We start from the raw sequence: 21,544 nt of genomic DNA, 5'->3' as shown, positions 1-21,544 counted from the left end.
TTATGTTCTTGTTGTTGAGTTAAGAATAGGAATAGCTGCCAAGACAGGAAGCCGATCATAGATTGATCTTGTGGTTCAATAAGTGTTTGTCTAAAATGAGCTGTAACTCTTTGAAATACTAAATAGTATCTATTTGAGAAAAATTATAATGTGATATGCATCAGCATGATGTGCTGGCATCCAGAGTGAAATTTATACCGACAATGACTGATCAATTAAGAGCTAAATTTGAAAATCTGGAACTCAATGCGGGCTTGGGAAAAATTAGTGCGTTTATTTCCCTGTCTTTAGGCCTACTTTGCCTATTTGGTGCATTGTGTTTTCTGTTTCCTTCGGTGATGACCACACCTGAGTTACGACCATTTTACGCAAAAAATTATGATGTATTTTATTTTAGCCTCATGGGCGGCATCATTCTGAGTGTTGGTTTTGGCGCGTTTAGTTCCATTATTCGTCAGAACCGCTATGGCTTTTATGGTTTATGTTTTGCTCTGGTCGCTGCGGTTTTAGGTTGTGGTGTGATCAAGGCGCCGATGTTACCCAGCGTGCCTTTTTATGCAGGAATTGATTATTTTGTTCTTACGCTGGTGATTCTGGCGCTGATTTTTATTCCTCTGGAAGGTTTTTTTGCCAAAAATCCCGAACAGAAAATCCTGAGAGTCGGCTGGGTGACGGATATGAAATATTTTATGTTCAGTCATATCGGCATTCAACTATTTAGCTTTTTAACTGTAATGCCGATCCAGTACTGGATTACTCATTTGCCGAATAACCCGATCGTACCTTATGTGCAGGCGCAGCCAATCTGGTTGCAGTTTATTGAATTGCTGATTGTGGTGGATTTCGTGGTGTACTGGCTACATCGCGCCATGCATGAGGTCAATTTCTTGTGGCGTTTCCATGCCATTCATCATTCTACGGAATATATGGACTGGCTGGCTTCTTCACGGTTGCATGTGGTTGAAGTGTTGATGACCCGCTTTATTGCAACCTTGCCGATATTTTTATTAGGTTTCCATACGTCTGCCGTATTTGCCTATCTGATTTTTATTTCATTTCACGCAATTTTTATTCATTCCAATGTACGTTTCTGTTTCCCGTATTTACGCTGGTTGATTGCTACACCTGAATTCCATCATTGGCATCATTCATCTGAAAAACCTGCGATTGACAAGAATTATGCAGCATTTATCCCATTTTATGATGTGCTGTTTAAAAGTGTGTATATGCCGAATCATCTGGCAAGTGTTTATGGGACAGTGGGCTATAAAATCCCGAATAGTTTTGTGAAACAGTTCACTTGGCCGTTTAAAAAATATGTCAAACGCTTTCGGAAACACTTCGACCAGTCACCGAAACCCTAAGCTGAATGGAGGGGACTGTATCAAGATCAGCAGGAGATTGATGCAGTTTCTTTGCATAGCAAGGCTTTAAGGCGTAAAATAGCCGATTAGTTTATTTTTCAGGAAAGCTGTTCAGTGCAGAGTCATTTAAATGTAGATCAATTGGTTATGGCACGTGACCGTCACCGTTTAAATCGACTGCGCAAAGATAAAAAAACACAACCAGCAGACATCGAAAAACTGTTTGAACAGTCTAACCACAAGGTCAAGCAACGCCTTGCACGTCTCCCCACGATTAAACTCAATCAGGATTTACCTGTTACCCAATATGCAGATCGTTTGATTGAAGCGATTCAAAAACATCAGGTCATTATTGTAGCGGGTGAAACGGGTTCGGGTAAAACCACACAGCTTCCACAAATTGCCATGCTAGCAGGGCGTGGTCTTACGGGTATGATTGGTCACACCCAGCCACGTCGTCTGGCTGCGCGTAGTGTTTCGCAGCGTATTGCTGAAGAGGTCGGTGAAAAACTCGGTGAATCAATCGGTTTTAAAATCCGTTTTAATGAGCAGGGCTCACAAGACTCGATTGTTCGTTTGATGACCGATGGTATCTTGTTGGCTGAGCTGACCAATGACCGGTTCTTATCAAAGTACGACACCATCATTATTGATGAGGCACATGAGCGCTCACTCAATATTGACTTTATCATGGGTTATCTCAAGCAGCTTTTACCGAAGCGCCCTGATTTAAAAGTGATCGTCACTTCAGCAACGCTAGATGTAAATCGCTTCAGCCAGTATTTCTATGACGCACCGATTTTTGAAGTCGAAGGTCGTAGTTTTCCTGTTGAAGTGCGTTATCGTCCAATTTCAGAACTGAGCATCGTTGGCAGTGACGATGATGAGTTTGATGACTTTGAAGAAAATTTACCGCGTGCCGTAGTACAAGCTGTTGAAGAATGTTTTGCTGATGCGGAAAGCAAAGGTCATCCTGAATATGCTGATATTTTGGTTTTCGCCAGTACGGAACAGGAAATTCGTGAATTACAGGAAACCTTACAAAAGTATGGCCCTCGTCATACCGAAGTGTTGCCTTTATATGCACGTTTGGCACTGGCTGAACAGCAAAAGATTTTCAGTCCAAGCGGTAAAGGTCGCCGCATTATTATTGCGACCAACGTGGCGGAAACGGCACTGACAGTTCCGAATATTCGCTATGTGATTGATAGCGGTTTTGCACGTATTTCGCGTTATAACTATCGTTCGCGGGTTCAACGTCTTCCAATTGAGGCAATTTCACAGGCTGCTGCTAACCAGCGTAAAGGTCGTTGTGGTCGTATTGCGGCGGGTGTGTGTATTCGCTTATATAGTGAAGAAGACTTTTTAAGCCGTCCTGAGTTTACCGAGCCAGAAATTAAACGAACCAACTTGGCCTCTGTGATTTTGCAAATGCAAAGCCTTGGTTTAGGTAGTCTTGAAGATTTTGATTTTATCGAGCCACCTGATTTTCGTTTGGTCAATGATGGTCGTAAACTGCTGATCGAATTGGGTGCACTGAGTGAGCGCAAGAATGATTTGACCAAAGTCGGTCAGATGATGGCACGTATGCCGATTGATCCGCGTTTAGCTCGTATGATTATCGGTGGGGCACATTTTGGCGTACTCAAAGAAACGTTGATTATTGTCAGTGCCTTGGCAATTCAAGATCCGCGTGAACGTCCTGCCGATAAACAAATGCAGGCCGATCAGAAGCATGCTTTATTCAAAGAAGCGGATTCAGACTTTTTATTCTATTTAAAGCTCTGGAATACGATACAAACCAGCCCGGATACGCAGACGGAAAATAAGCGCCGTCAATTTGCACGTCAGCATTTTTTAAGCTGGTTGCGTTTGCGTGAATGGAAACAGACCCATCAGCAATTAGTCGAGTTGGCAGAAGGATTAAAACTGAGTTTTAATGAAAAGGGCGCCAATTATGAAAATTTACACCGCGCTTTACTGACTGGTTTACTTTCATTCATTGCCAATAAAACCGATGAACGTAATACCTTTATGGCAGTACGCCAGCAGAAAGCCAAAGTGTTCCCAGCCAGTACCTTGCATAAAACCAATACCGCTTGGGTCATGGCATTTGAGATGGTCGAAACCTCTCAGGTCTATCTGCGTACTTTGGCAAAAATTGATCCTGAATGGATTTTATTAGCTGCGCGTGATTTATTGAAGTACCACTATTTTGAACCGCATTGGTCAAAGAAAGCGGGTATTGTGAATGCCTATGCACAGATTTCGCTGTTTGGTTTAATCATTGAGCCGAAGCGTTTGATCAACTTTGAAAAGGTCGATCAGCCTGCAGCACATGAAATCTTTTTACGTGATGCTTTGACTACTGGTAATCTTGGAATTACACCGCCATTTTTAAAACACAACCTCCTTAAACTTGAAGAAGTTGAGCGCGTTGAAGATAAGCTGCGTCGTCGTGATTTAGTGGTGGATGAAGAAACCATTTATCAGTTTTATGCAGCGAAAGTGCCTGAGGAAATTGCCAGCCGTCGTAGTTTTGAAGATTGGCGTGCAACCGTCGAACCTGATCAGCCACGTTATCTATTTGTCGAAGATAATGCGTTATGGATGAATGATCGTCCGACCACGCAACAATTTCCAGACTATTTGCATAATGGGCAATTGCGCTTGGCTGCTAGCTATCGATTTGACCCAAGCCATGATGAAGATGGTGCAACGGTTAAGATTCCTGTACAGGCATTACCGCAAGTCGATGAAAAGCAATGGTCATGGGGAATTCCAGGCTGGCGTCAAGACTTGATCGAAGCATTACTGAAGGCTTTACCTAAAGATAAGCGCCGTAATCTGGTGCCAATTCCTGATACTGCGAGAAAGCTAATGCAGGGCGTAGATGCAACGCATTTACGTGAACATCTGTTTAGTTATCTGGCTTTTGCTTTGCGTGGTGAGCAGATTACGGAAAAAGATTTTTCTTTTGAGCGTATTGACCAGTATCTGGTGCCTTTTATTAAGGTGCTGGATGAAAAAGGCAAATTGATTGCACAAGGGCGTGATCTGGATGAGCTAAAAGCACGCTGTCGTGTTGAAACCCATCGCCCAGTGAAACAGCAAAAAGGTGAATTCAAAACCTTCCCTGACAACTTTATTTTTGAAGCTTCGCAAAAAGTCACGGGTGTCGTGGTCAAGCAATATCAAGCGTTGGTGCCAACCAAGCTGTTTGCCGAGCTGGATGCGAAAGATGAGTCAGGTGTGGTGATTCAAACCTTCAATGATCAGGATGAAGCGATCAAGCAACATCGTGAAGGGGTGATTCGACTGGTGCATATGCAGTTGGGCGATTTAATCCGTCAATTGAAAAAGCAGATTTCCAAGCCGCTGGCTTTGGCTTATTCGCCTTTAGGTGAACGGGCAAAACTGGAACAAATGCTGGTTTATGCAACCTTACAGGTTTCGATTCAGGAACTGCCAAAAAATGCCGATGAGTTTCAACAGTTATTGACTGAGACCAAAAAGAAGTTTTTAGCAAATGGTCAACAGACATTGGCTGATTTAACTGAAATATTTACCCAATGGCAGCAAATTCGCCGTGAATTGCTGGTGCTCGATCAAAGTATCTTTGGCCGCAGTGTGGATGATATTGAAGATCAGCTTGATTTAATGTCGTTGGCAGACTTTGTTTATAGTCAGTCACCTGAGATTTGGCAGGAATACCCGCGTTATTTGAAAGCACTGCTATTGCGTTTAGACCGATTGCCAAATAATCTACAACGTGATCTTGCTGCAATTGATGATGTCGATCCATGGATGGACAAAGTATTTAAATTTAAAAAAGATCCTAAAATCAAAGAATTGTATTTGATGTTGGAAGAACTCAGAATTTCCTTGTTTTCTCAACCGATGAAAACAAAGCTGCCTATTTCACCAACTAGATTACAAAAACTATGGGATCGATTAGCAATCGGTTAAACTGAGAAATATGAAAGTTAGAAGCATTCTTTACAGGAGTTTTACATGGGCATCCGTATAACAGGTACTGGGTTATTTCACCCAACCGAATCTATTTCCAATGAAGAGTTGGTTGAAAGTTTAAATGCTTATGTAGAACAATATAACCAAGATAACGCAGCTCAAATCGAAGCGGGCGAAATCGAGGCTTTACGTGGTTCAAGCCCTGAATTTATTGAAAAAGCATCAGGGATTAAACGTCGCTATGTAGTCGAAAAATCAGGTATTTTAGATCCAACACGCTTGCGTCCGCGTTTGCAGGAACGTAGCAATGATGAGCTTTCACTTCAAGCAGAGTGGGGCGTGATTGCTGCAAAACAGGCGATGGAAAATGCAGGCGTAACCGCTGAAGACATCGATGTGGTGATTTTAGCATGTTCAAACATGCAACGTGCTTATCCTGCAGTTGCGATTGAAATTCAGTCTGCACTTGGGATTCAGGGTTATGCTTATGATATGAATGTGGCATGTTCTGCTGCAACATTCGGTTTGAAGCAAGCGTATGACGCAGTGAAATGTGGCGCTCGCCGTGTGTTATTGCTCAATGTTGAAATCACGTCTGGTCATTTGGATTATCGTACCCGTGATGCCCACTTTATTTTTGGTGATGTTGCGACAGCGTCAATTATTGAAGAAACTGAAACAAAATCAGGTTTTGAAATTTTAGATATTCATTTGTTTACTCAATTCTCAAATAATATCCGTAATAACTTTGGTTTCTTAAATCGCAGTGAAGACGCGGTTGTAGATGACAAACTGTTCCGTCAAGACGGTCGTAAAGTATTTAAAGAAGTTTGTCCGCTTGTTGCAAAAATCATTTCTGCACAATTAGAGAAACTTGAATTAACGCCTGAGCAAATCAAGCGTTTCTGGTTGCATCAAGCCAATGCCAACATGAATGAACTGATTTTAAAATTGGTTGTTGGTAAAGATGCTGATCTTGAGCGTGCACCGATCATCTTGGATGAGTTTGCCAATACTTCATCTGCGGGTGTTATTATTGCGATGCATCGTACTGGTGAACAGGTAGATAATGGCGAATTCGCTGTGATTTCTTCTTTCGGTGCTGGCTATTCAGTTGGCTCGATTGTGGTACAAAAGCATATTGCTTAAGCCTTTGGCTAGAATATAAAAAAAACACCACGATTGTGGTGTTTTTTTATTGCCTTATGAAACCTTAAGCTTCAATCGCTTGAACTGCAATTTTCTTGGCAGGATCTGCTTTACGACGTACAGCAGGTACTGGTTCACCATGATATTGACGATCAGCAAAGTAGCTTGAACGAACCATTGGCGCAGACCAGATATTTCTGAAACCGAGCTTACGGCCATGTTCAGCATAACGCTCGAATTCTTCTGGCGTAACAAAACGGTCAATTGGGGCATGTTGCTTAGACGGTTGCAGATATTGACCAATGGTCACGTAATCCACATCGTGTGCACGAAGATCATCCAGTAATGAAATTACTTCTTCTTCAGTTTCACCGATACCCACCATCAAACCACATTTGGTTGGCACATCAGGGCAGTATTCTTTAAACATTTTTAACAGGTTTAAAGAGTGCTGATAGTCAGAACCTGGGCGCATCGCTTTATAAAGACGAGGTACAGTTTCAATATTGTGGTTGAATACATCTGGCGGACATTCAGTCATGATACGTAAGGCGATATCCATACGACCACGGAAGTCTGGTACCAGAATTTCCAATAAGGTTTTTGGACTTAATGCACGCGCTTCTTTGATACAGTCCACAAAATGTTGAGCACCACCATCAAGAAGGTCATCACGGTCAACCGAGGTAATCACGGCATATTTTAAGCCTAGATTAGAAATGGTTTCAGCCATGTGACGCGGTTCATCAGGGTCCAATGCATTTGGACGACCGTGTGCAACATCACAGAATGGACAGCGACGGGTACAGATATCGCCCATGATCATGAAGGTTGCTGTACCACCACCGAAGCATTCAGGCAGGTTAGGGCAAGCAGCTTCTTCACATACGGTATGCAGTTTTTGTGAACGCAAGGTTGTTTTGATACGCTGAACTTCTTCTGGAGCGGTCATCTTGACTCGAATCCAGTCAGGTTTGCGAGGTACTTCAACCGTAGGGATAACTTTTACAGGAATTCTTGCGACTTTTTCCGCGCCACGAAGTTTTATACCCTGTTCAGGTTTACGGTGTTCAGACATATACTTCCTACAGCCTTTGATTTGAGATATGTGAATATTATAGTCAAATTTACTGCATTAAAGCAGGAAAAGTGGTATTCATTTTGAAAATGTAAATATATAAAAATATATAGTTGTGAAATACATCATCTCGCTGCATATTGGTTATCATATAGAGAGCAAAAACGGTTAAGAGACAAAGGAGCTTTGAATGCCACGTAAGAAAGAGGTCGTTGGTGGGAATATTGTTAAATATGATGCAGTAATTCTCGGTTCTGGCCCAGCTGGCGAAGGCGCGGCAATGAAGCTTGCAAAAGCAGGTAAAAAAGTTGCAATCGTTGATGTTCGTGATCAACTCGGCGGTAACTGCGCACATGTAGGAACAATTCCAAGTAAAGCTTTGCGTCAAACAGTTTCAAGTATCATTCGTTATCAACGTGATCCAATGTTTCAAAAAGTCGGTGAATGGAAACAATTCACCATGAAACAGGTATTACGTAATGCGCATAAAGTGATTCAACAGCAAGTTGACACGCATACACGTTTCTATGATCGCAATAAAATCGAAGTCTTTCATGGACGTGCTTATATTCAAGACAAGAATACGGTTCTGATTTTTGGTCAGGATGGCATTAAAGACACCATTATTTGCAAGCAAATTGTGATTGCAACGGGTAGCCGTCCATATCAACCAAAAGGTTTGGACTTCAATCACCCGCGTGTATTTGATTCAGACAAGATTCTTGATCTCGATTATGCCATTCAGAAAATCATCATTTATGGTGCAGGCGTGATCGGGTGTGAATATGCGTCGATTTTCATTGGATTAGATCATAAGGTTGATCTGATCAATACGCAGCAAAAGCTTTTAAGCTATCTGGATGATGAAATTGCCGATGCATTGTCATACCACTTGCGCGAACAAGGTGTGTTGATCCGTCACAATGAGCAGATTGACCGCTTAGAGACTTTTGATGATCACGTGGTTTTACATTTGCTCAGTGGTAAGAAGATCAAGGCAGATGCGATCTTGTGGTGTAATGGCCGTTCAGGCAATACCGATGGTTTAGGTCTTGAAAATGTGGGCTTAGTGCCAAATGGCCGTGGTCAGTTGATGGTGAATGATCAATATCAGACTGAAGCGGAAAATATTTTTGCGGCGGGTGATGTGATTGGCTGGCCGTCATTGGCATCGGCGGCGTATGACCAAGGTCGTTGCGCAGGTGCGAACATGGTAGGCGAGAAAAATGTGAAGCCAATCCGTGACGTTCCAACGGGTATTTATACTATTCCAGAGATTTCATCAATCGGTAAGACTGAGCAAGAGTTAACCGAAGAGAAAGTGCCATACGAAGTGGGTCAAGCATCTTTCCGTCATCTGGCACGTGCGCAGATTACAGGCGATACAGTTGGTGAATTAAAGATTCTATTCCACCGTGATACTTTAGAAGTATTGGGCATTCACTGCTTTGGTAACAATGCCGCAGAGATTATCCACATTGGACAGGTCGTAATGCATAGTCCAAACAATACTTTGAAGTACTTTGTTGAGACCACATTCAACTATCCAACTATGGCTGAAGCCTATCGTGTTGCGGCGTTGAATGGTATGAATCGTTTGTTCTAAGCCAGTCAGACATTGTATGATCCAAATGCCAATCACCTTGATTGGCATTTTGCTATCTTGAGTTGAATAAAAGGGAAATATGAAAAATCAAAGAAATAATCTGATCATTATTGCCATCGTCTTATTGGTCGCGGCTTATTTTGGTCTGGATCTTAAACAAAAACAAAATACTGGTGCTGGCGTTCAGACCTCCAATACAGGAAATACGGTTTCTGTTGATGATCAGCAAAAGATCATGCAAGCTTATCAGCAGCAACGCAGTAATGTTCAAGTACAGGCTCAAGGAACGGTGAAAGCCATTTTGCCTGATGACAATGAAGGCTCAAGACACCAGAAAATGATTCTTAAACTGGATAATGGTTTAACCGTTCTCATTGCCCATAATATCGATTTGGCGCCAAGAATTGAGGGGCTGAAGAAGGGTGATATCGTTGAGTTCTATGGTGAATATGAATATAGCCAGAAAGGTGGTGTCATTCACTGGACGCATCATGATCCACGCGGAAAGCACATTGATGGATGGCTAAAATATCAAGGAAAAATGTATCAATAGCATTTTTCCTTGATCGGTTACTTGCAAGATAGGCGCTAAATTAGCTTGTAAGCGCCAATTTTTGACGAATTTTCCATTTAGGTAGGACTTTAGCTAAATAAGCGTCCATGCACCATACAGGGCCAATCAGAAGGAATTGTAAGTCTTTAAAGAAAGAAGGCTTCTTACCTTCAACTTTATGGCCATAAAATTGACCGATCCATGCGATCACAAATACCCCAATATAGAATCCTACACCGACTGGCAAGATCACAATCAGCCATGCCATCACTGCCAGTAAGGCTGCCATCGCAATCGCCAGCATAATATCCAGACGCGCATAAAAAACTAAAGTTAAAACCAGCAATAAAGCTGTGAGTAAGGTGCTAAAGTGCGCAAGGATACCAATAATCGAAAATAAGATTGCAGGTACACAGACCCAGTGAATTTTCTTGTTGGTCTGGTTTTGGTGGCTATCACTATATTCATCAAACCATTCGTCTATCGATTTCACAATGCGTTCCTCGCTGTATTCATTTTTATTGCTTCAATATAACCAACAAGCGAAGAGGGCGTAAAGTCCTAAAAAAGAGAATCGATAAAAATAAAAAAAGCCGCATGAGGCGGCTTTTTTGAATGCTGTGGTTAACGCTTAAGAGTTAGGACCATCAACACGTTCGATGCTTACATTACCAGTACCAGCGCTAGACATACCTAATTGCTTTGCAGCACCGTAAGATAAGTCTAATACACGGTTACCATGGAATGGGCCACGGTCGTTTACTTTCACAACAACACTTTTACCATTGTCTTTGTTTGTTACACGGATGTAACAGTTCAAAGGAAGGCTACGGTGTGCAGCAGTCATGGCATTCATATCGAATGTTTCACCACTTGCCGTTTTACGACCATGGAATTGACGGCCGTACCATGAAGCAACGCCACTTTGGCTGAATTTACGAACGGTGTTCGAAGCAACTGTATTCAGTTTTTCAATCACTGAAGGCTCTTCTTCAGGGATATCGATCTTTGCAGCAATCGTCTGGCGACGTACTTTGTCACCTGAACTCTCAGTGATTGAAAGACTATTAACGTTAGAGAAACGAGAATTAAAATTTTGAGAATCTTTGCTTAGAACGCGGGCAGCCAAATTAGAACCATCCACATCATTTGATAATGATGAAGACTGTACCATTTCAGCATGTAACGGGCTTAAACTTAAGCCTGCCGTCAGCGCTAGAATATATTTTAGCGAAAACTGCATTGTATAAACTCCTAGAGAACATGCTTTTCTATTTCAGTAAAACTGCCTGAAATATAGTGCACATGTCTAATTATTCACTTTTGCAATTACTTTTAACTTGCGGCGATAATATTCATCGCTTACGAAGTGTGTCTAGTCTTTAACGATAAATAGTTACAAAAAGGGCAAAAACTTACAGTTTCTGGTTAAATAATAATCAATATTGTAACAAAAAATGAATTTTGCTGATTCTGTGTTCGTTTTTTATTAAAAAATTATTGACTTTTCATAATCTTGTAAAAAAGCTAGCCTATCGGCTAGCCACTTCTGTACCCAATAACCATACTGCTGTCGCATACATACGGCTCTTATTGTAGGTGGTAATCACCTGAAAATTTGGATAGGTAATATAGTAGATCGGACCAAATTGATCTTGTAATTGAATGACATTCACTAGATCAAGATCATCAATTTTTACCAAAGGGTTAACAGGTGTAATTCCTAGTCTTTTCAACTCGCCATAAGGTGTTGGCTGGGTTAGATCCTTGGCAATAATGCTATCAGGATTGTTGCCTGAGTAACGTGCAGGGAAGCCAATTGGACGATCACGCTCCCAGCCATACTGAGCTAAATAGTTTGCAATTGAACCAATCGCATCAGCAGCAGAATTTCTGAGATCAATATGTCCGTTACCATCGTAGTCCACACCAAGTTTCTGAATGTTACTTGGCATAAATTGTGGATAACCAATCGCACCTGCATAAGAGCCAACGATGCTGTTGGTTGGATAACCTTCTTTATAGGTCCACGAAATCAGGGCAGCAAGTTCATCACTAAAATAGTCTGCACGACGTGGATAGCCGAAAGCGAGCGTGGCTAGGGCATCACGTGTGATGAAAGAGCCCTTATTTGCGCCGTAGCCAGTCTCTACACCCAGAATACCTAAAATGACTGCTTTAGGGACGCCATACTGCTGTTCTGCGCGATTGAGGACATCTTCATACTCATTTTTAAAGCGAACACCACGTTGAATGGTGCCTTCAACCAGAAACATAGAACGATACTGATACCAAGGCTTACTTTCACCTGGGCGTGTCATGATATTTAAAATGTTAGGTAAATTACGTGCGCCGCTCATTGCAGCGTCAATTTGTTCGCTGCTTAAGCCGTAAGTTGTCATTGCTTTTTGTTTAAAAGCAAAGTAATTCGGGTGATTATAAAATTCATTTGCTTGTGCCCAATTACTGCTCAAGAATAAACCAGCGCTTAAAGTTAAAAATTTAAAAGTTTTATTCAAAGTAGGAAGAAACATAAGTTTATAAAATTCCTCATTATCGATGTGTATGAATAGACATAACCAGTCCAAAAGTTGACATAAGGGTAATAATTGCAGTTCCGCCATAACTCATGAACGGCAAAGGCACACCTACTACAGGTAAAATACCACTGACCATGCCTGCGTTTACAAATACATAAACAAAAAATGACAAACCAAAGGCGCCAGCTACTAAACGACCATAGTTATGGAAGCTTTGCAGGCCAATCTGGAAAGTCCTGAAAATAATTGCACAATAAAGAAGAATCAGCAGGGTAACACCGATCAGACCAAACTCTTCTGAATACGCTGCAATAATAAAGTCTGTATGGCCTTCAGGTAAAAAGTGTAAATGCGACTGAGTACCTTCAAGAAAGCCTTTACCGGAAAAGCCACCTGAACCAATCGCTGTTTTGGACTGGATAATGTTCCAGCCTGTACCCAAGGCATCTGCTTCGGGATTAAAAAGTGTTAATACCCGTTGACGTTGATAGTCATGTAATAAAAATTCCCATGCGATCGGAATAATAATACCAGCCGCACCTGCTGCTGCCGCAATCAACTTCCACGATAAGCCGCTGAGGAAAAGTACAAAAATACCGCTGGCGAGTACCAGTAAGGAAGTGCCTAGGTCAGGTTGTTCTGCAATGAGGAGAAAAGGCACCACAATCAGCATTAAAGACAGAATGACCTGAGAGAAGCTAGGAGGGAGGGCTTTGCGAGACAAGAACCATGCAACCATCATCGGCATGCCGATCTTCATAAACTCACTTGGCTGCACACTCCCGAAGCCCGGGATATCAATCCAGCGTTGAGCCCCCATACGTACTTCACCAAAGACCATCACTGCAATCAGGCACAACACACCGAACACATAAAAGTAAGGTGAAAATGCCTGATAGACTTTTGGTGGAATCTGGGCCAAACCAAACATCACCGCAAAGCCAATTCCGAAGCTCATCGCCTGTTTGGTAACCAGTCCTACATCTTGTGCAGATGCGCTATATAAAACAGTCAGGCCGAGTATGGCATTCAGGATCAAAAACAGGCAAAGCCAAGGATCTAGGTGAAGTTGTTGCCAACGAGAAAGTTGATTGGCTGTGCTCAAGCCATCACGTGGTGCTTGACGCAAAAATTTGTATTGTGAGCTTGGAGACATGCGATTCTAAATCAAGTAAATCAACGCTTCGCGCATGCTAACATAATCGCCGATTTAGACAATGCAATTTTAGAAATTGTGACATTTATAAGCAGTTAATTTTGCATAAAATCGGCATAAAAAAAGCGACGATTTTACAATCGTCGCTTTCTGCTGAATTTCAGCTTATTTTTGAACCAGTAACTGATCGAAATGCTTGGTAAACACTTCGAGTTCAACTTGGCTTAAGCTAGGAATCAATTTCTTAATCACGATATGAACTGCGGTTTCAACACCACTTGTTGCAACGCTAGCAACGCCACGTTTTACCATACCAAGACCAAGTGTCTTGTTATATTCAGTCATAAAGTGGTGGATCAGCGCATCGGCAAATGTTTTAAACTGTTTTGTTAAAGCATCGCGTTGCTCTTTGCCATTTCCAGCAGCTACTTCAGCAAAGCTCTTTTTCATGTCAGCAACAAGGCTATCTGGTAATGCTGTACCGATACGTTGTTTACCGTCATTATCAATGAATAGGCTCTTTTCCATAAAGGCTAAAGATTCAAGCACCTGTTCATTTGAAGCTTTGCCTAGAAGCTGTTTCATGAGGGTTTCAACAATGCCGCGAATTTTAATCGCTAGACCTTCGGTAGTATCTCGCTTGTCACTTGGTGGAAACTGCTGAACCAGGTGAACCAACATGGTGTCAATTAACTCATCAGTAAGCTGTAGAGAAATTTTGTCACGTAAAGGGTATTGAGGCTCTTTACTGTCACGATTGGCTTGTGCAAGTTGAATATCCTGACTCAAACTTGCTGACGGAAGAATACCGAAATAACTGGTCATTGAAGAACGTCCTCTATATATCAAATTTATTCGTTTTATTGTCGTGCCAAGCGAATTGGCTCGGGCATCCATGACAAATCTGATACTCGGCATGGGTTAATATCCAAGCCCCCGCGGCGAGTATAAGTTGCATAGACCATCAGTTTTTCTGGCTTCAAAAGTTGCCAAATGTCGGCAAATATTTGCTCAACACATTGCTCATGGAAACCATTATGCTGACGGTACGAGATAATATAAGCTAAAACGCTGCGATAACAAGGCTTTTTACCTTGCAAACGAATAAAAACCGTACCCCAGTCTGGTTGCCCTGTGACAGGACAATTGCTTCTTAAAAGATGAGAGTAAAGCTCAATTTCTACGTTTTCTTCAACAGACGCATCTAATTGCAACAACGTCGAATCAGGATGTTCGGAAAGACGTTCTGGAATCAAGTCATCAATGCAAATGCCTTGAGGTTTTGAAATTTCTAAATCATCGACTTGAAACAGGTGCAGTTCAACTTTTGCACCTGCTGCTTTTGACAGATCCTGTTCAACTGTTGCAATAAAGGCTTCTTTCGACTCAAATTGAGTGAAGTTCATGCTGTTGAAATAAAGCTTAAGTGACTTCGATTCAATTAAGTTGGGTGAGCTTGCTGGCAGCGTTAAACGACCAATCGCCACCTGAGGTAAACCCAGCTGATTCAGCCATGAAATTTCAAAAACATGCCACCAGTCTTTGCCTTGAGTAATGCCTTCAATATGCGCATATTGTTGACGAGACTCAGCACGAGCAATTGGAAATAAAACTTCTGGCTGATATTGAGTCGGGTATTGGGTGTCTTTACCCAATAAAGAAAGTTCAACACTCATTCACGCATTCCTGAACCACGAGCTAATAAATGATATGCAATTGCATAGAGGACAACACAACACAGTGTCACAACACCTAAAGAGAAGGCAACATTAACGTCACTGTGACCTAAAATGCCGTAACGGAAGGCATTGACCATATATACAATTGGATTAACTAAAGAGACGTTTTGCCAAAAAGGGCTTAATGCACTGATGGCATAGAATACACCACCTAAATAGGTGAGCGGGGTCAATACGAAAGTCGGGATAATCGAAATATCATCGAAAGACTTCGCATATACGGCATTAATAAAGCCACCCAGAGAAAACAATAATGACGTAATAATGACGGTATATATTGTCACAAATAAATTATAAATTTCTAAATGAGTAAAGAATAGGCTCATGATGGTCACAATCAAGCCAACCAGAACACCACGGCTGACCCCACCAATCACATAACCCCACAGGATTAAATGTAATGGCACAGGACTCATAATCAGTTCTTCAATGCTTTTCTGGAATTTGGCACTAAAGAAACTCGAAGAAACGTTGGCATAACTATTGGTAATGACAGCCATCATGATCAAACCGGGCACGATGAATTGCATATAGCTAAAGCCACCCATTTCACCAATACGTGAACCGACCAGATTCCCGAAGATCACAAAGTACAAACTCATAGTGATCGCAGGTGGAAGCAAGGTTTGTGGCCAGATTCGCATAAAGCGACGAATTTCTTTAACAACTAAAGTCCAAAGCGCAGTTTTTAATTGACTGAAGTTCATTCATTCGCTCCTGCAAGATTCTTCTCGACCATTTTCACGAATAACTCTTCCAGACGATTCGATTTATTCCGCATACTGTTCACTTGAATATTTTGTGACTGCAATATCAGGAACAGGTCATTCATACTGTGGGCTTTGTCCATGGTCACTTCTAACGTCACTGGATCAATCAGATTAAATTTGAAACCAATGATATTGAGATCAAAACCACTAATCGGTTCAGCCAAATCACAAATGAATGATTCTTCATTCAGCTGGTTGAGGAAGCCTTTCATGGTGGTGTCTTCTTTAATCACGCCACGATCGATAATCGCAATGCGACGACACAACATTTCGGCTTCTTCTAAATAGTGTGTGGTCAGAATGATTGACGTACCATTCTCATTCATTTCGGTGAGAAAGTCCCACATCGAACGACGAAGTTCAATATCAACACCAGCGGTTGGCTCATCCAGAATCAGTAGCTTTGGCTCATGCATCATGGCACGTGCAATCATCAAGCGGCGTTTCATACCGCCTGAAAGCATACGTGATTGAATATTACGTTTTTCCCATAGGCCAAGCTTTTCTAAATAATGTTCGGCACGTTGTTCTGCCAATTTTTTAGGAATGCCGTAATAACCAGCTTGGGTCACTAAAATATCGAAAGTTTTTTCGAATTGACCAAAATTAAATTCTTGAGGAACAACACCAAGACATTGTTTTGCTTGAGAAGGATGGGTATCTAAGTTATGTCCAAAAATCTCAACTGAACCAGATGTTTTTTTGGCTAAAGAGCTAATGATACTGATCGTAGTCGATTTTCCTGCACCATTAGGACCTAATAATGCATAAAACTCACCTTCAGGGACGGTTAAATTAATACCTTTTAACGCCTGAAAACCATTACGATAAGTTTTGGACAAATCGCTCAACACCAAAGCATCAGTCATAAACGTCTCACGTTGTTAAATAGAACGGGTATTTTGAGCGATATGAATAAATAAACCAAGTAGAAAAATAGGTTTATGGCGTGTTAAAAACAGAACGATTATAGAAATATGAGAATTTGGGTAAAAAAGAAGAAGCAATGGTGCGCTCAGCGGGACTCGAACCCACGCCACAGGCTTCGGAGACCTGTACTCTATCCAGTTGAGCTATGAGCGCATGCGTGCCACATCATAGGCAAAAAACACAGGCAGGTAAATATATACCTTTGAATAAAGCGATTTCTTGTTTATTAAAACATCAATTTTATTCTCGACTTAGTCAAATTCTGGAATAAAACTATAAATGCTGTACTGAATAATTGATTAATTTCAACGTTTGATTCAACTGACTTGGTGGAATCCGCGATTCTTGTAATGACGTAATCCATTGCATCTGGCAGGCTTTCAGTTGCTGTAAAGAATGAATCGACTGAATTTTCTGGACTAACGGGCGAGCCATCAGACCACAATAGCTGGTCAATGTTTGAATCATAACTTGCTGGATTTCAACAAAAGGAAGTTTTTCCAGTTCAACTGTTTCTTCAACTTTTAATGTTGGTTGAATTATGTCTTGTTCTTGAACTGGGAGTGATTGAATAGGTAGTGCTTCTTCAAGAACTTCTGTCGTTAAAACTGTTTTTGTTTCTTCTTTATTTATTGGTGGGGATGTGTGTTGTGCCAATAGCCCCATCTCAATCAGTTGTTGCACCAGTTCAGTGGGTGCAATGCGATCCTTATAATCTTGATCTAGTTCTTTAAAATCTTCGTGATCAATTAAAAGTAACAAACGACGTTGACGGGCAGTTAAAGCTATATGACGTTCCTGTAACGCACTTTGCCCAAGTTCAGTTTTAAAAAAATGTGACATCTCTTAATTTCCCCCTAATCAAGATAAGACGGGGATTAAGATAGAGTTGAAAAATGACAGTAATATTAACAATTTATTAAATATCACTGCCTTTTTTGATAAAGAGGGGAAGTTGCGAAAAGACTTTCCCTTTAAGCTTATTTAACTAATTTTGCTTCTAAAGCTTTGCGCAAATAAGGATCTAGATCATCCTGACGCATTAGCCATTGAATATAGTCAGCAGGAAGATCCTGAATGGCAGTGCCTTTATGTTTGCCAAAGGTGATACTTTTTGGAATACGGGCTTCTTCTGAGGCAATATAGAGTTGTTCAATATCTTGAATGTTGAGTTGATGGATGATGTGCATCAAGATATTGGCAGTTAAGATAATGTCAGCGTCTGCACGATGCGCACCTTTAAGCATTTCGCGTGCTTTATCACTGCCTTTAGAAATGAGATAGATGAGGGCAGAGATATTATGTGCTTCAGCATTTTCCCAAACATGTCGTGCCAGTGCCAAAGTACAAATGGGCTTTAATTGAGATACATCGACACCACAACGTGCAATAGCAGCAATATCATAGTCAACGTTATGACCAATAATATAGGTGGTTTGAGCAGGAAGCTGAAACTCATTATAAAAAGGTTGTCCCACCAGATCAGATTCTAAAATATGGTGTACTGCCATGGCCGCATAAGAAATCGGTTGTCCAACCTGATAAAGTTGGTCAAAGATCTGCTTTTTATCCAGACTGAGTTTTCCATTTTCGATTTTAATTGGAGCGTAGGCGATTTCAATCGGCAAACCATTCAAAGTATGCGTTTCTGTATCTAGGATGATGGCTTGCATGAAAGTCGACCTGATCTGAGTTGAGAATGCCAATATCTTACAAGAAATTTATTTGAAACAGGATTGAATCAGTCAAGGTCACTTTATTTTTTTTAAACATAAAATTGAGTTTGGATAAATTAACATCGAAAATTGAAAAAATACTTGAACAATTTGATATTAAGCGCATTCTTATGGAAGTAATTGCCTTAGTAAAAGGTGTGCTAGGGATTAAAATGAAAAAGATAAAAAACAGGGAAACATGACATGAATATGAAATTGTTAACGGTTGCGCTCATCAGTTCAAGCGTGTTGCTTAGCGCGTGTAATGACGATGATAACGATATTTCGTTTGTACCTAAGCCAGACATTCCAGAAAATAATATTAAAAATCCAGTTGTGGGGATTCCAGTAGCATATACCAAAACAGATTTTAGCGCGGTGGCTACGGAAAGCTCGGTATTGACCTATAAAATGTTGGGACAGAATGGTAAGGAAACGATGGCAACCAGCCTGTTGTTTGTACCAGGCGGGCCAACACCTCAAGGGGGATGGAAAATTGTTGCATGGGCGCATGGTACAACAGGGGTAGCAGATCAATGTGCGCCGAGTCGTAATGCAACTGGCCCTGAGGTTGGAAATATGATTACGCAGTTACTTGCAGCAGGTTATGTTGTAGTCGCGCCTGATTACGAAGGCTTGGGAGAACCGAGTGGTCGAGAATTACATCCATTCTTGAATGTTAAGAGTGAGGCATTCTCTATTACCGATGCTGTAGTTGCTGCACGATATTATTTAGCTGGACAAGGTAAAGTTGTATCTCGTCAATGGATGACAGTAGGGCATTCACAAGGTGGGCAAGCAGCATTGGGCGCAGCGCAATATCAAAGTCGTGCCAAGCTGGATTATAAAGGAACAATTGCTGTTGCTCCTGCGTCTAATTTAGCGGCTATTTTGGTCAATGGGAATGCATCTGTTGAAAATGCACCTTTGCCGCAAAAAATTGAAATGTATGCGCAACTGGATACATTTACGGCCTTAATTACCGCCGGACTACGAAACCTTGAACCAAGCTTTAGCTATACCAATGTATTCCAGTCGCCAACGGATGGGATCGCTAACAATGCAGAAACTGATTGCTTTGATGTGCTAGGTAAAAAGTTTGGAGACGCCATGCAGAAATATGCACTGAGCAATGGTAATTTAACCAATTATCCTCGCACACAAACCAATTTTATGGCTGTGCCATTGGTGAAAACATTCCTGGAAAAGGATTCACAGCCCGCTCAAGTGAAGTTGAATCAGCCTGTTACGATTTATCAAGGTGCACAGGACACAACCGTTCCTAAAGCAGCAACGGATGCACTTGTAGCGCTGGCTCAGAGTAAAGGGTCAAGCATCCAGTACATTACGAATACACAGTGGAATCACGGTACAGCTTATGACTTGAATATCAGCAATATTGTCAGGGATGTAAAAGCGGCGATGCCTGCGAATAATTAAGTCCGAATCTAAACAAGCCCAATTTACCTATTTAGGCCATTGGGCTTTTGATTCCACTATTGACTCATAAAAATGTATAAAAAATAACTTATTGCTTTTGGTTGATTCAATCACCTCTATAAATCAATAAAATTTACGAATAATTAAATAAATATCAATCTGTGAAACCCTAAACTTCGTGCTACAATACGCACCAATCTTTAGCACGGCTTAAAAGCCCTAATTTATAGGACCCTCCGCTAATGTTTGCCAATATTTCTATTGCTGAATTTGATCCAGAATTAGCTCAAGCGATTGCTTCTGAAGGCGTACGCCAAGAAGCACATATTGAGTTAATTGCATCTGAAAACTATTGTTCACCAGCTGTGATGGAAGCACAGGGATCAAAACTTACTAACAAATATGCAGAAGGCTATCCTGGCAAACGCTACTACGGCGGTTGTGAATATGTTGACGTGATCGAGCAACTTGCAATTGATCGCGCAAAAGAATTATTCGGCGCTGATTACGCAAACGTTCAACCACACGCAGGTTCTCAAGCGAACTCAGCTGTTTACCTAGCGCTTCTTAACCCAGGCGATACTGTATTGGGTATGAGCTTGGCGCACGGTGGTCACTTGACGCACGGTGCAAAAGTAAGCTTCTCTGGTAAAACATACAATGCGATCCAGTACGGTTTGAACCCAGAAACGGGTGAAATCGATTATGAAGAAGTTGAACGTTTAGCTTTAGAGCATAAGCCACGCATGATCGTTGCTGGTTTCTCTGCATATAGCCAAGTTGTTGACTGGCAGCGTTTCCGTGACATCGCAGACAAAGTAGGTGCATACCTTTTTGTTGATATGGCTCACGTTGCAGGTCTTGTTGCTGCTGGCGTATATCCAAACCCAGTACAAATTGCAGACGTAACAACCACAACGACGCATAAAACACTTCGTGGTCCACGTTCTGGTTTGATTCTTGCTAAAGCAAACGAAGAAATCGAGAAAAAACTTCAATCAGCTGTATTCCCTGGCAACCAGGGTGGTCCGTTGATGCATGCGATTGCTGCAAAAGCAATCTGCTTCAAAGAAGCAATGTCTGATGAATTCAAAACTTACCAACAACAAGTTGTGAAGAATGCTCAAGCAATGGCTGAAGTATTAATCGCACGTGGTTATGATGTTGTGTCTGGTGGTACAGAAAACCATTTATTCTTATTGTCTTTAATTAAACAAGACGTAACAGGTAAAGATGCTGATGCATGGTTAGGTGCTGCACATATCACTGTAAATAAAAACGCGGTTCCAAATGACCCACGTTCTCCGTTTGTGACTTCTGGTATCCGTATTGGTACACCAGCAGTGACCACACGTGGTTTTGGTGAAGCGGAAGTTCGTGAACTTGCTGGCTGGATCGCTGACGTGATCGATAGCAAAGGTGATGAGAAAGTGATCGCTGATGTTAAAGCAAAAGTTGAAGCAGTTTGTGCAAAATTCCCAGTATATGCAAACTAATTTGTATATCTAAAAAAAGCGCCGTCAGGCGCTTTT

Annotated in this window: 18 protein-coding genes and 1 tRNA gene; 7 read left to right on the top strand and 12 right to left on the bottom strand. The window is 41.4% G+C overall.

Annotated features, from left to right (window positions below):
- Positions 1-203: 203 nt before the first annotated feature.
- From IEV36_RS03665 to IEV36_RS03655, 3 genes are all read left to right on the top strand, one after another.
- The gene (locus IEV36_RS03665; protein WP_032864057.1) at positions 204-1,364 is read left to right on the top strand and encodes a sterol desaturase family protein; all 1,161 of its coding nucleotides are present in this window, start codon (positions 204-206) and stop codon (positions 1,362-1,364) included.
- A gap of 114 nt (positions 1,365-1,478) precedes the next feature.
- Positions 1,479-5,333, top strand: a complete 3,855-nt coding sequence (hrpA, locus tag IEV36_RS03660) for an ATP-dependent RNA helicase HrpA (RefSeq protein ID WP_005258063.1) — start codon at positions 1,479-1,481, stop codon at positions 5,331-5,333.
- A 45-nt stretch (positions 5,334-5,378) separates the two neighbouring features.
- Positions 5,379-6,485, top strand: coding sequence for a beta-ketoacyl-ACP synthase III (locus IEV36_RS03655; protein WP_004772674.1), 1,107 nt, complete (start codon positions 5,379-5,381; stop codon positions 6,483-6,485).
- A gap of 64 nt (positions 6,486-6,549) precedes the next feature.
- Here the strand turns inward: IEV36_RS03655 and lipA are convergent, their stop codons facing one another.
- Positions 6,550-7,563: a lipoyl synthase gene (gene lipA / locus IEV36_RS03650; protein ID WP_004772671.1), complete on the bottom strand. Its 1,014-nt coding sequence runs from the start codon at positions 7,561-7,563 to the stop codon at positions 6,550-6,552.
- A gap of 190 nt (positions 7,564-7,753) precedes the next feature.
- On the opposite strand from lipA, the gene sthA reads away from it, so the two are divergent.
- Positions 7,754-9,169, top strand: a complete 1,416-nt coding sequence (sthA, locus tag IEV36_RS03645; protein ID WP_004772670.1) for a Si-specific NAD(P)(+) transhydrogenase — start codon at positions 7,754-7,756, stop codon at positions 9,167-9,169.
- A gap of 79 nt (positions 9,170-9,248) precedes the next feature.
- Complete coding sequence (locus IEV36_RS03640; protein ID WP_005258053.1) at positions 9,249-9,722, top strand: DUF3465 domain-containing protein; 474 nt, start codon at positions 9,249-9,251, stop codon at positions 9,720-9,722.
- 40 nt (positions 9,723-9,762) lie between these two features.
- Here the strand turns inward: IEV36_RS03640 and IEV36_RS03635 are convergent, their stop codons facing one another.
- From IEV36_RS03635 to IEV36_RS03585, 11 genes are all read right to left on the bottom strand, one after another.
- Positions 9,763-10,215 (bottom strand): Mpo1 family 2-hydroxy fatty acid dioxygenase, encoded by a 453-nt coding sequence (locus tag IEV36_RS03635; protein WP_004772668.1) that lies wholly within the window; start codon positions 10,213-10,215, stop codon positions 9,763-9,765.
- Positions 10,216-10,353: 138 nt separating this feature from the next.
- Positions 10,354-10,965, bottom strand: a complete 612-nt coding sequence (locus tag IEV36_RS03630; protein ID WP_004772666.1) for a septal ring lytic transglycosylase RlpA family protein — start codon at positions 10,963-10,965, stop codon at positions 10,354-10,356.
- Between the two features lie 289 nt (positions 10,966-11,254).
- Positions 11,255-12,256 carry a lytic murein transglycosylase B gene (gene mltB / locus IEV36_RS03625; protein WP_005258051.1) on the bottom strand — a complete coding sequence of 334 codons (1,002 nt, stop codon included), beginning with the start codon at positions 12,254-12,256 and terminating at the stop codon, positions 11,255-11,257.
- A gap of 19 nt (positions 12,257-12,275) precedes the next feature.
- Positions 12,276-13,418, bottom strand: a complete 1,143-nt coding sequence (gene rodA / locus IEV36_RS03620; RefSeq protein ID WP_004772663.1) for a rod shape-determining protein RodA — start codon at positions 13,416-13,418, stop codon at positions 12,276-12,278.
- Between the two features lie 165 nt (positions 13,419-13,583).
- Positions 13,584-14,243 (bottom strand): hypothetical protein, encoded by a 660-nt coding sequence (locus IEV36_RS03615; protein ID WP_004772661.1) that lies wholly within the window; start codon positions 14,241-14,243, stop codon positions 13,584-13,586.
- A 35-nt stretch (positions 14,244-14,278) separates the two neighbouring features.
- Positions 14,279-15,094, bottom strand: coding sequence for an NADPH-dependent 7-cyano-7-deazaguanine reductase QueF (queF, locus tag IEV36_RS03610; RefSeq protein ID WP_005258049.1), 816 nt, complete (start codon positions 15,092-15,094; stop codon positions 14,279-14,281).
- Positions 15,091-15,864 carry an ABC transporter permease gene (locus tag IEV36_RS03605; protein ID WP_004772656.1) on the bottom strand — a complete coding sequence of 258 codons (774 nt, stop codon included), beginning with the start codon at positions 15,862-15,864 and terminating at the stop codon, positions 15,091-15,093. Before IEV36_RS03605 ends, queF begins: the two co-directional genes overlap by 4 nt.
- Positions 15,861-16,796, bottom strand: coding sequence for an ABC transporter ATP-binding protein (locus IEV36_RS03600; RefSeq protein ID WP_004772655.1), 936 nt, complete (start codon positions 16,794-16,796; stop codon positions 15,861-15,863). Before IEV36_RS03600 ends, IEV36_RS03605 begins: the two co-directional genes overlap by 4 nt.
- Before the next feature lie 138 nt (positions 16,797-16,934).
- Positions 16,935-17,010 (bottom strand) — tRNA-Arg (locus IEV36_RS03595).
- A 120-nt stretch (positions 17,011-17,130) separates the two neighbouring features.
- Positions 17,131-17,700 carry a hypothetical protein gene (locus IEV36_RS03590; protein WP_005258048.1) on the bottom strand — a complete coding sequence of 190 codons (570 nt, stop codon included), beginning with the start codon at positions 17,698-17,700 and terminating at the stop codon, positions 17,131-17,133.
- 137 nt (positions 17,701-17,837) lie between these two features.
- Entirely contained in the window at positions 17,838-18,530 is a 693-nt protein-coding gene (locus IEV36_RS03585) for a putative quorum-sensing-regulated virulence factor (RefSeq protein WP_005258045.1), read from the bottom strand.
- Between the two features lie 246 nt (positions 18,531-18,776).
- On the opposite strand from IEV36_RS03585, the gene IEV36_RS03580 reads away from it, so the two are divergent.
- Positions 18,777-20,012: an alpha/beta hydrolase family protein gene (locus tag IEV36_RS03580; RefSeq protein WP_005258043.1), complete on the top strand. Its 1,236-nt coding sequence runs from the start codon at positions 18,777-18,779 to the stop codon at positions 20,010-20,012.
- A 242-nt stretch (positions 20,013-20,254) separates the two neighbouring features.
- Positions 20,255-21,508: a serine hydroxymethyltransferase gene (gene glyA, locus IEV36_RS03575; RefSeq protein ID WP_004772645.1), complete on the top strand. Its 1,254-nt coding sequence runs from the start codon at positions 20,255-20,257 to the stop codon at positions 21,506-21,508.
- Positions 21,509-21,544 lie beyond the last annotated feature (36 nt).

The sequence above is a fragment of the Acinetobacter vivianii genome (assembly GCF_014635885.1).
Taxonomy (GTDB): Bacteria; Pseudomonadota; Gammaproteobacteria; order Pseudomonadales; family Moraxellaceae; genus Acinetobacter; species Acinetobacter vivianii.
The sequence above is the reverse complement of the archived record's forward strand: the minus strand, read 5'-3'. Positions and strand labels throughout refer to the sequence as shown.

Excerpts from the sequence above, each read along its gene's own strand:
- IEV36_RS03585 (WP_005258045.1), bottom strand. The coding sequence starts at position 18,530 with ATGCAAGCCATCATCCTAGATACAGAAACGCATACTTTGAATGGTTTG.
- IEV36_RS03665 (WP_032864057.1), top strand. The coding sequence starts at position 204 with ATGACTGATCAATTAAGAGCTAAATTTGAAAATCTGGAACTCAATGCG.
- IEV36_RS03630 (WP_004772666.1), bottom strand. The coding sequence starts at position 10,965 with ATGCAGTTTTCGCTAAAATATATTCTAGCGCTGACGGCAGGCTTAAGT.
- glyA (WP_004772645.1), top strand. The coding sequence starts at position 20,255 with ATGTTTGCCAATATTTCTATTGCTGAATTTGATCCAGAATTAGCTCAA.
- IEV36_RS03655 (WP_004772674.1), top strand. The coding sequence starts at position 5,379 with ATGGGCATCCGTATAACAGGTACTGGGTTATTTCACCCAACCGAATCT.
- mltB (WP_005258051.1), bottom strand. The coding sequence starts at position 12,256 with ATGTTTCTTCCTACTTTGAATAAAACTTTTAAATTTTTAACTTTAAGC.
- lipA (WP_004772671.1), bottom strand. The coding sequence starts at position 7,563 with ATGTCTGAACACCGTAAACCTGAACAGGGTATAAAACTTCGTGGCGCG.
- IEV36_RS03590 (WP_005258048.1), bottom strand. The coding sequence starts at position 17,700 with ATGTCACATTTTTTTAAAACTGAACTTGGGCAAAGTGCGTTACAGGAA.
- IEV36_RS03580 (WP_005258043.1), top strand. The coding sequence starts at position 18,777 with ATGAATATGAAATTGTTAACGGTTGCGCTCATCAGTTCAAGCGTGTTG.
- rodA (WP_004772663.1), bottom strand. The coding sequence starts at position 13,418 with ATGTCTCCAAGCTCACAATACAAATTTTTGCGTCAAGCACCACGTGAT.
- IEV36_RS03615 (WP_004772661.1), bottom strand. The coding sequence starts at position 14,243 with ATGACCAGTTATTTCGGTATTCTTCCGTCAGCAAGTTTGAGTCAGGAT.
- IEV36_RS03640 (WP_005258053.1), top strand. The coding sequence starts at position 9,249 with ATGAAAAATCAAAGAAATAATCTGATCATTATTGCCATCGTCTTATTG.
- queF (WP_005258049.1), bottom strand. The coding sequence starts at position 15,094 with ATGAGTGTTGAACTTTCTTTATTGGGTAAAGACACCCAATACCCGACT.
- IEV36_RS03605 (WP_004772656.1), bottom strand. The coding sequence starts at position 15,864 with ATGAACTTCAGTCAATTAAAAACTGCGCTTTGGACTTTAGTTGTTAAA.
- sthA (WP_004772670.1), top strand. The coding sequence starts at position 7,754 with ATGCCACGTAAGAAAGAGGTCGTTGGTGGGAATATTGTTAAATATGAT.
- IEV36_RS03600 (WP_004772655.1), bottom strand. The coding sequence starts at position 16,796 with ATGACTGATGCTTTGGTGTTGAGCGATTTGTCCAAAACTTATCGTAAT.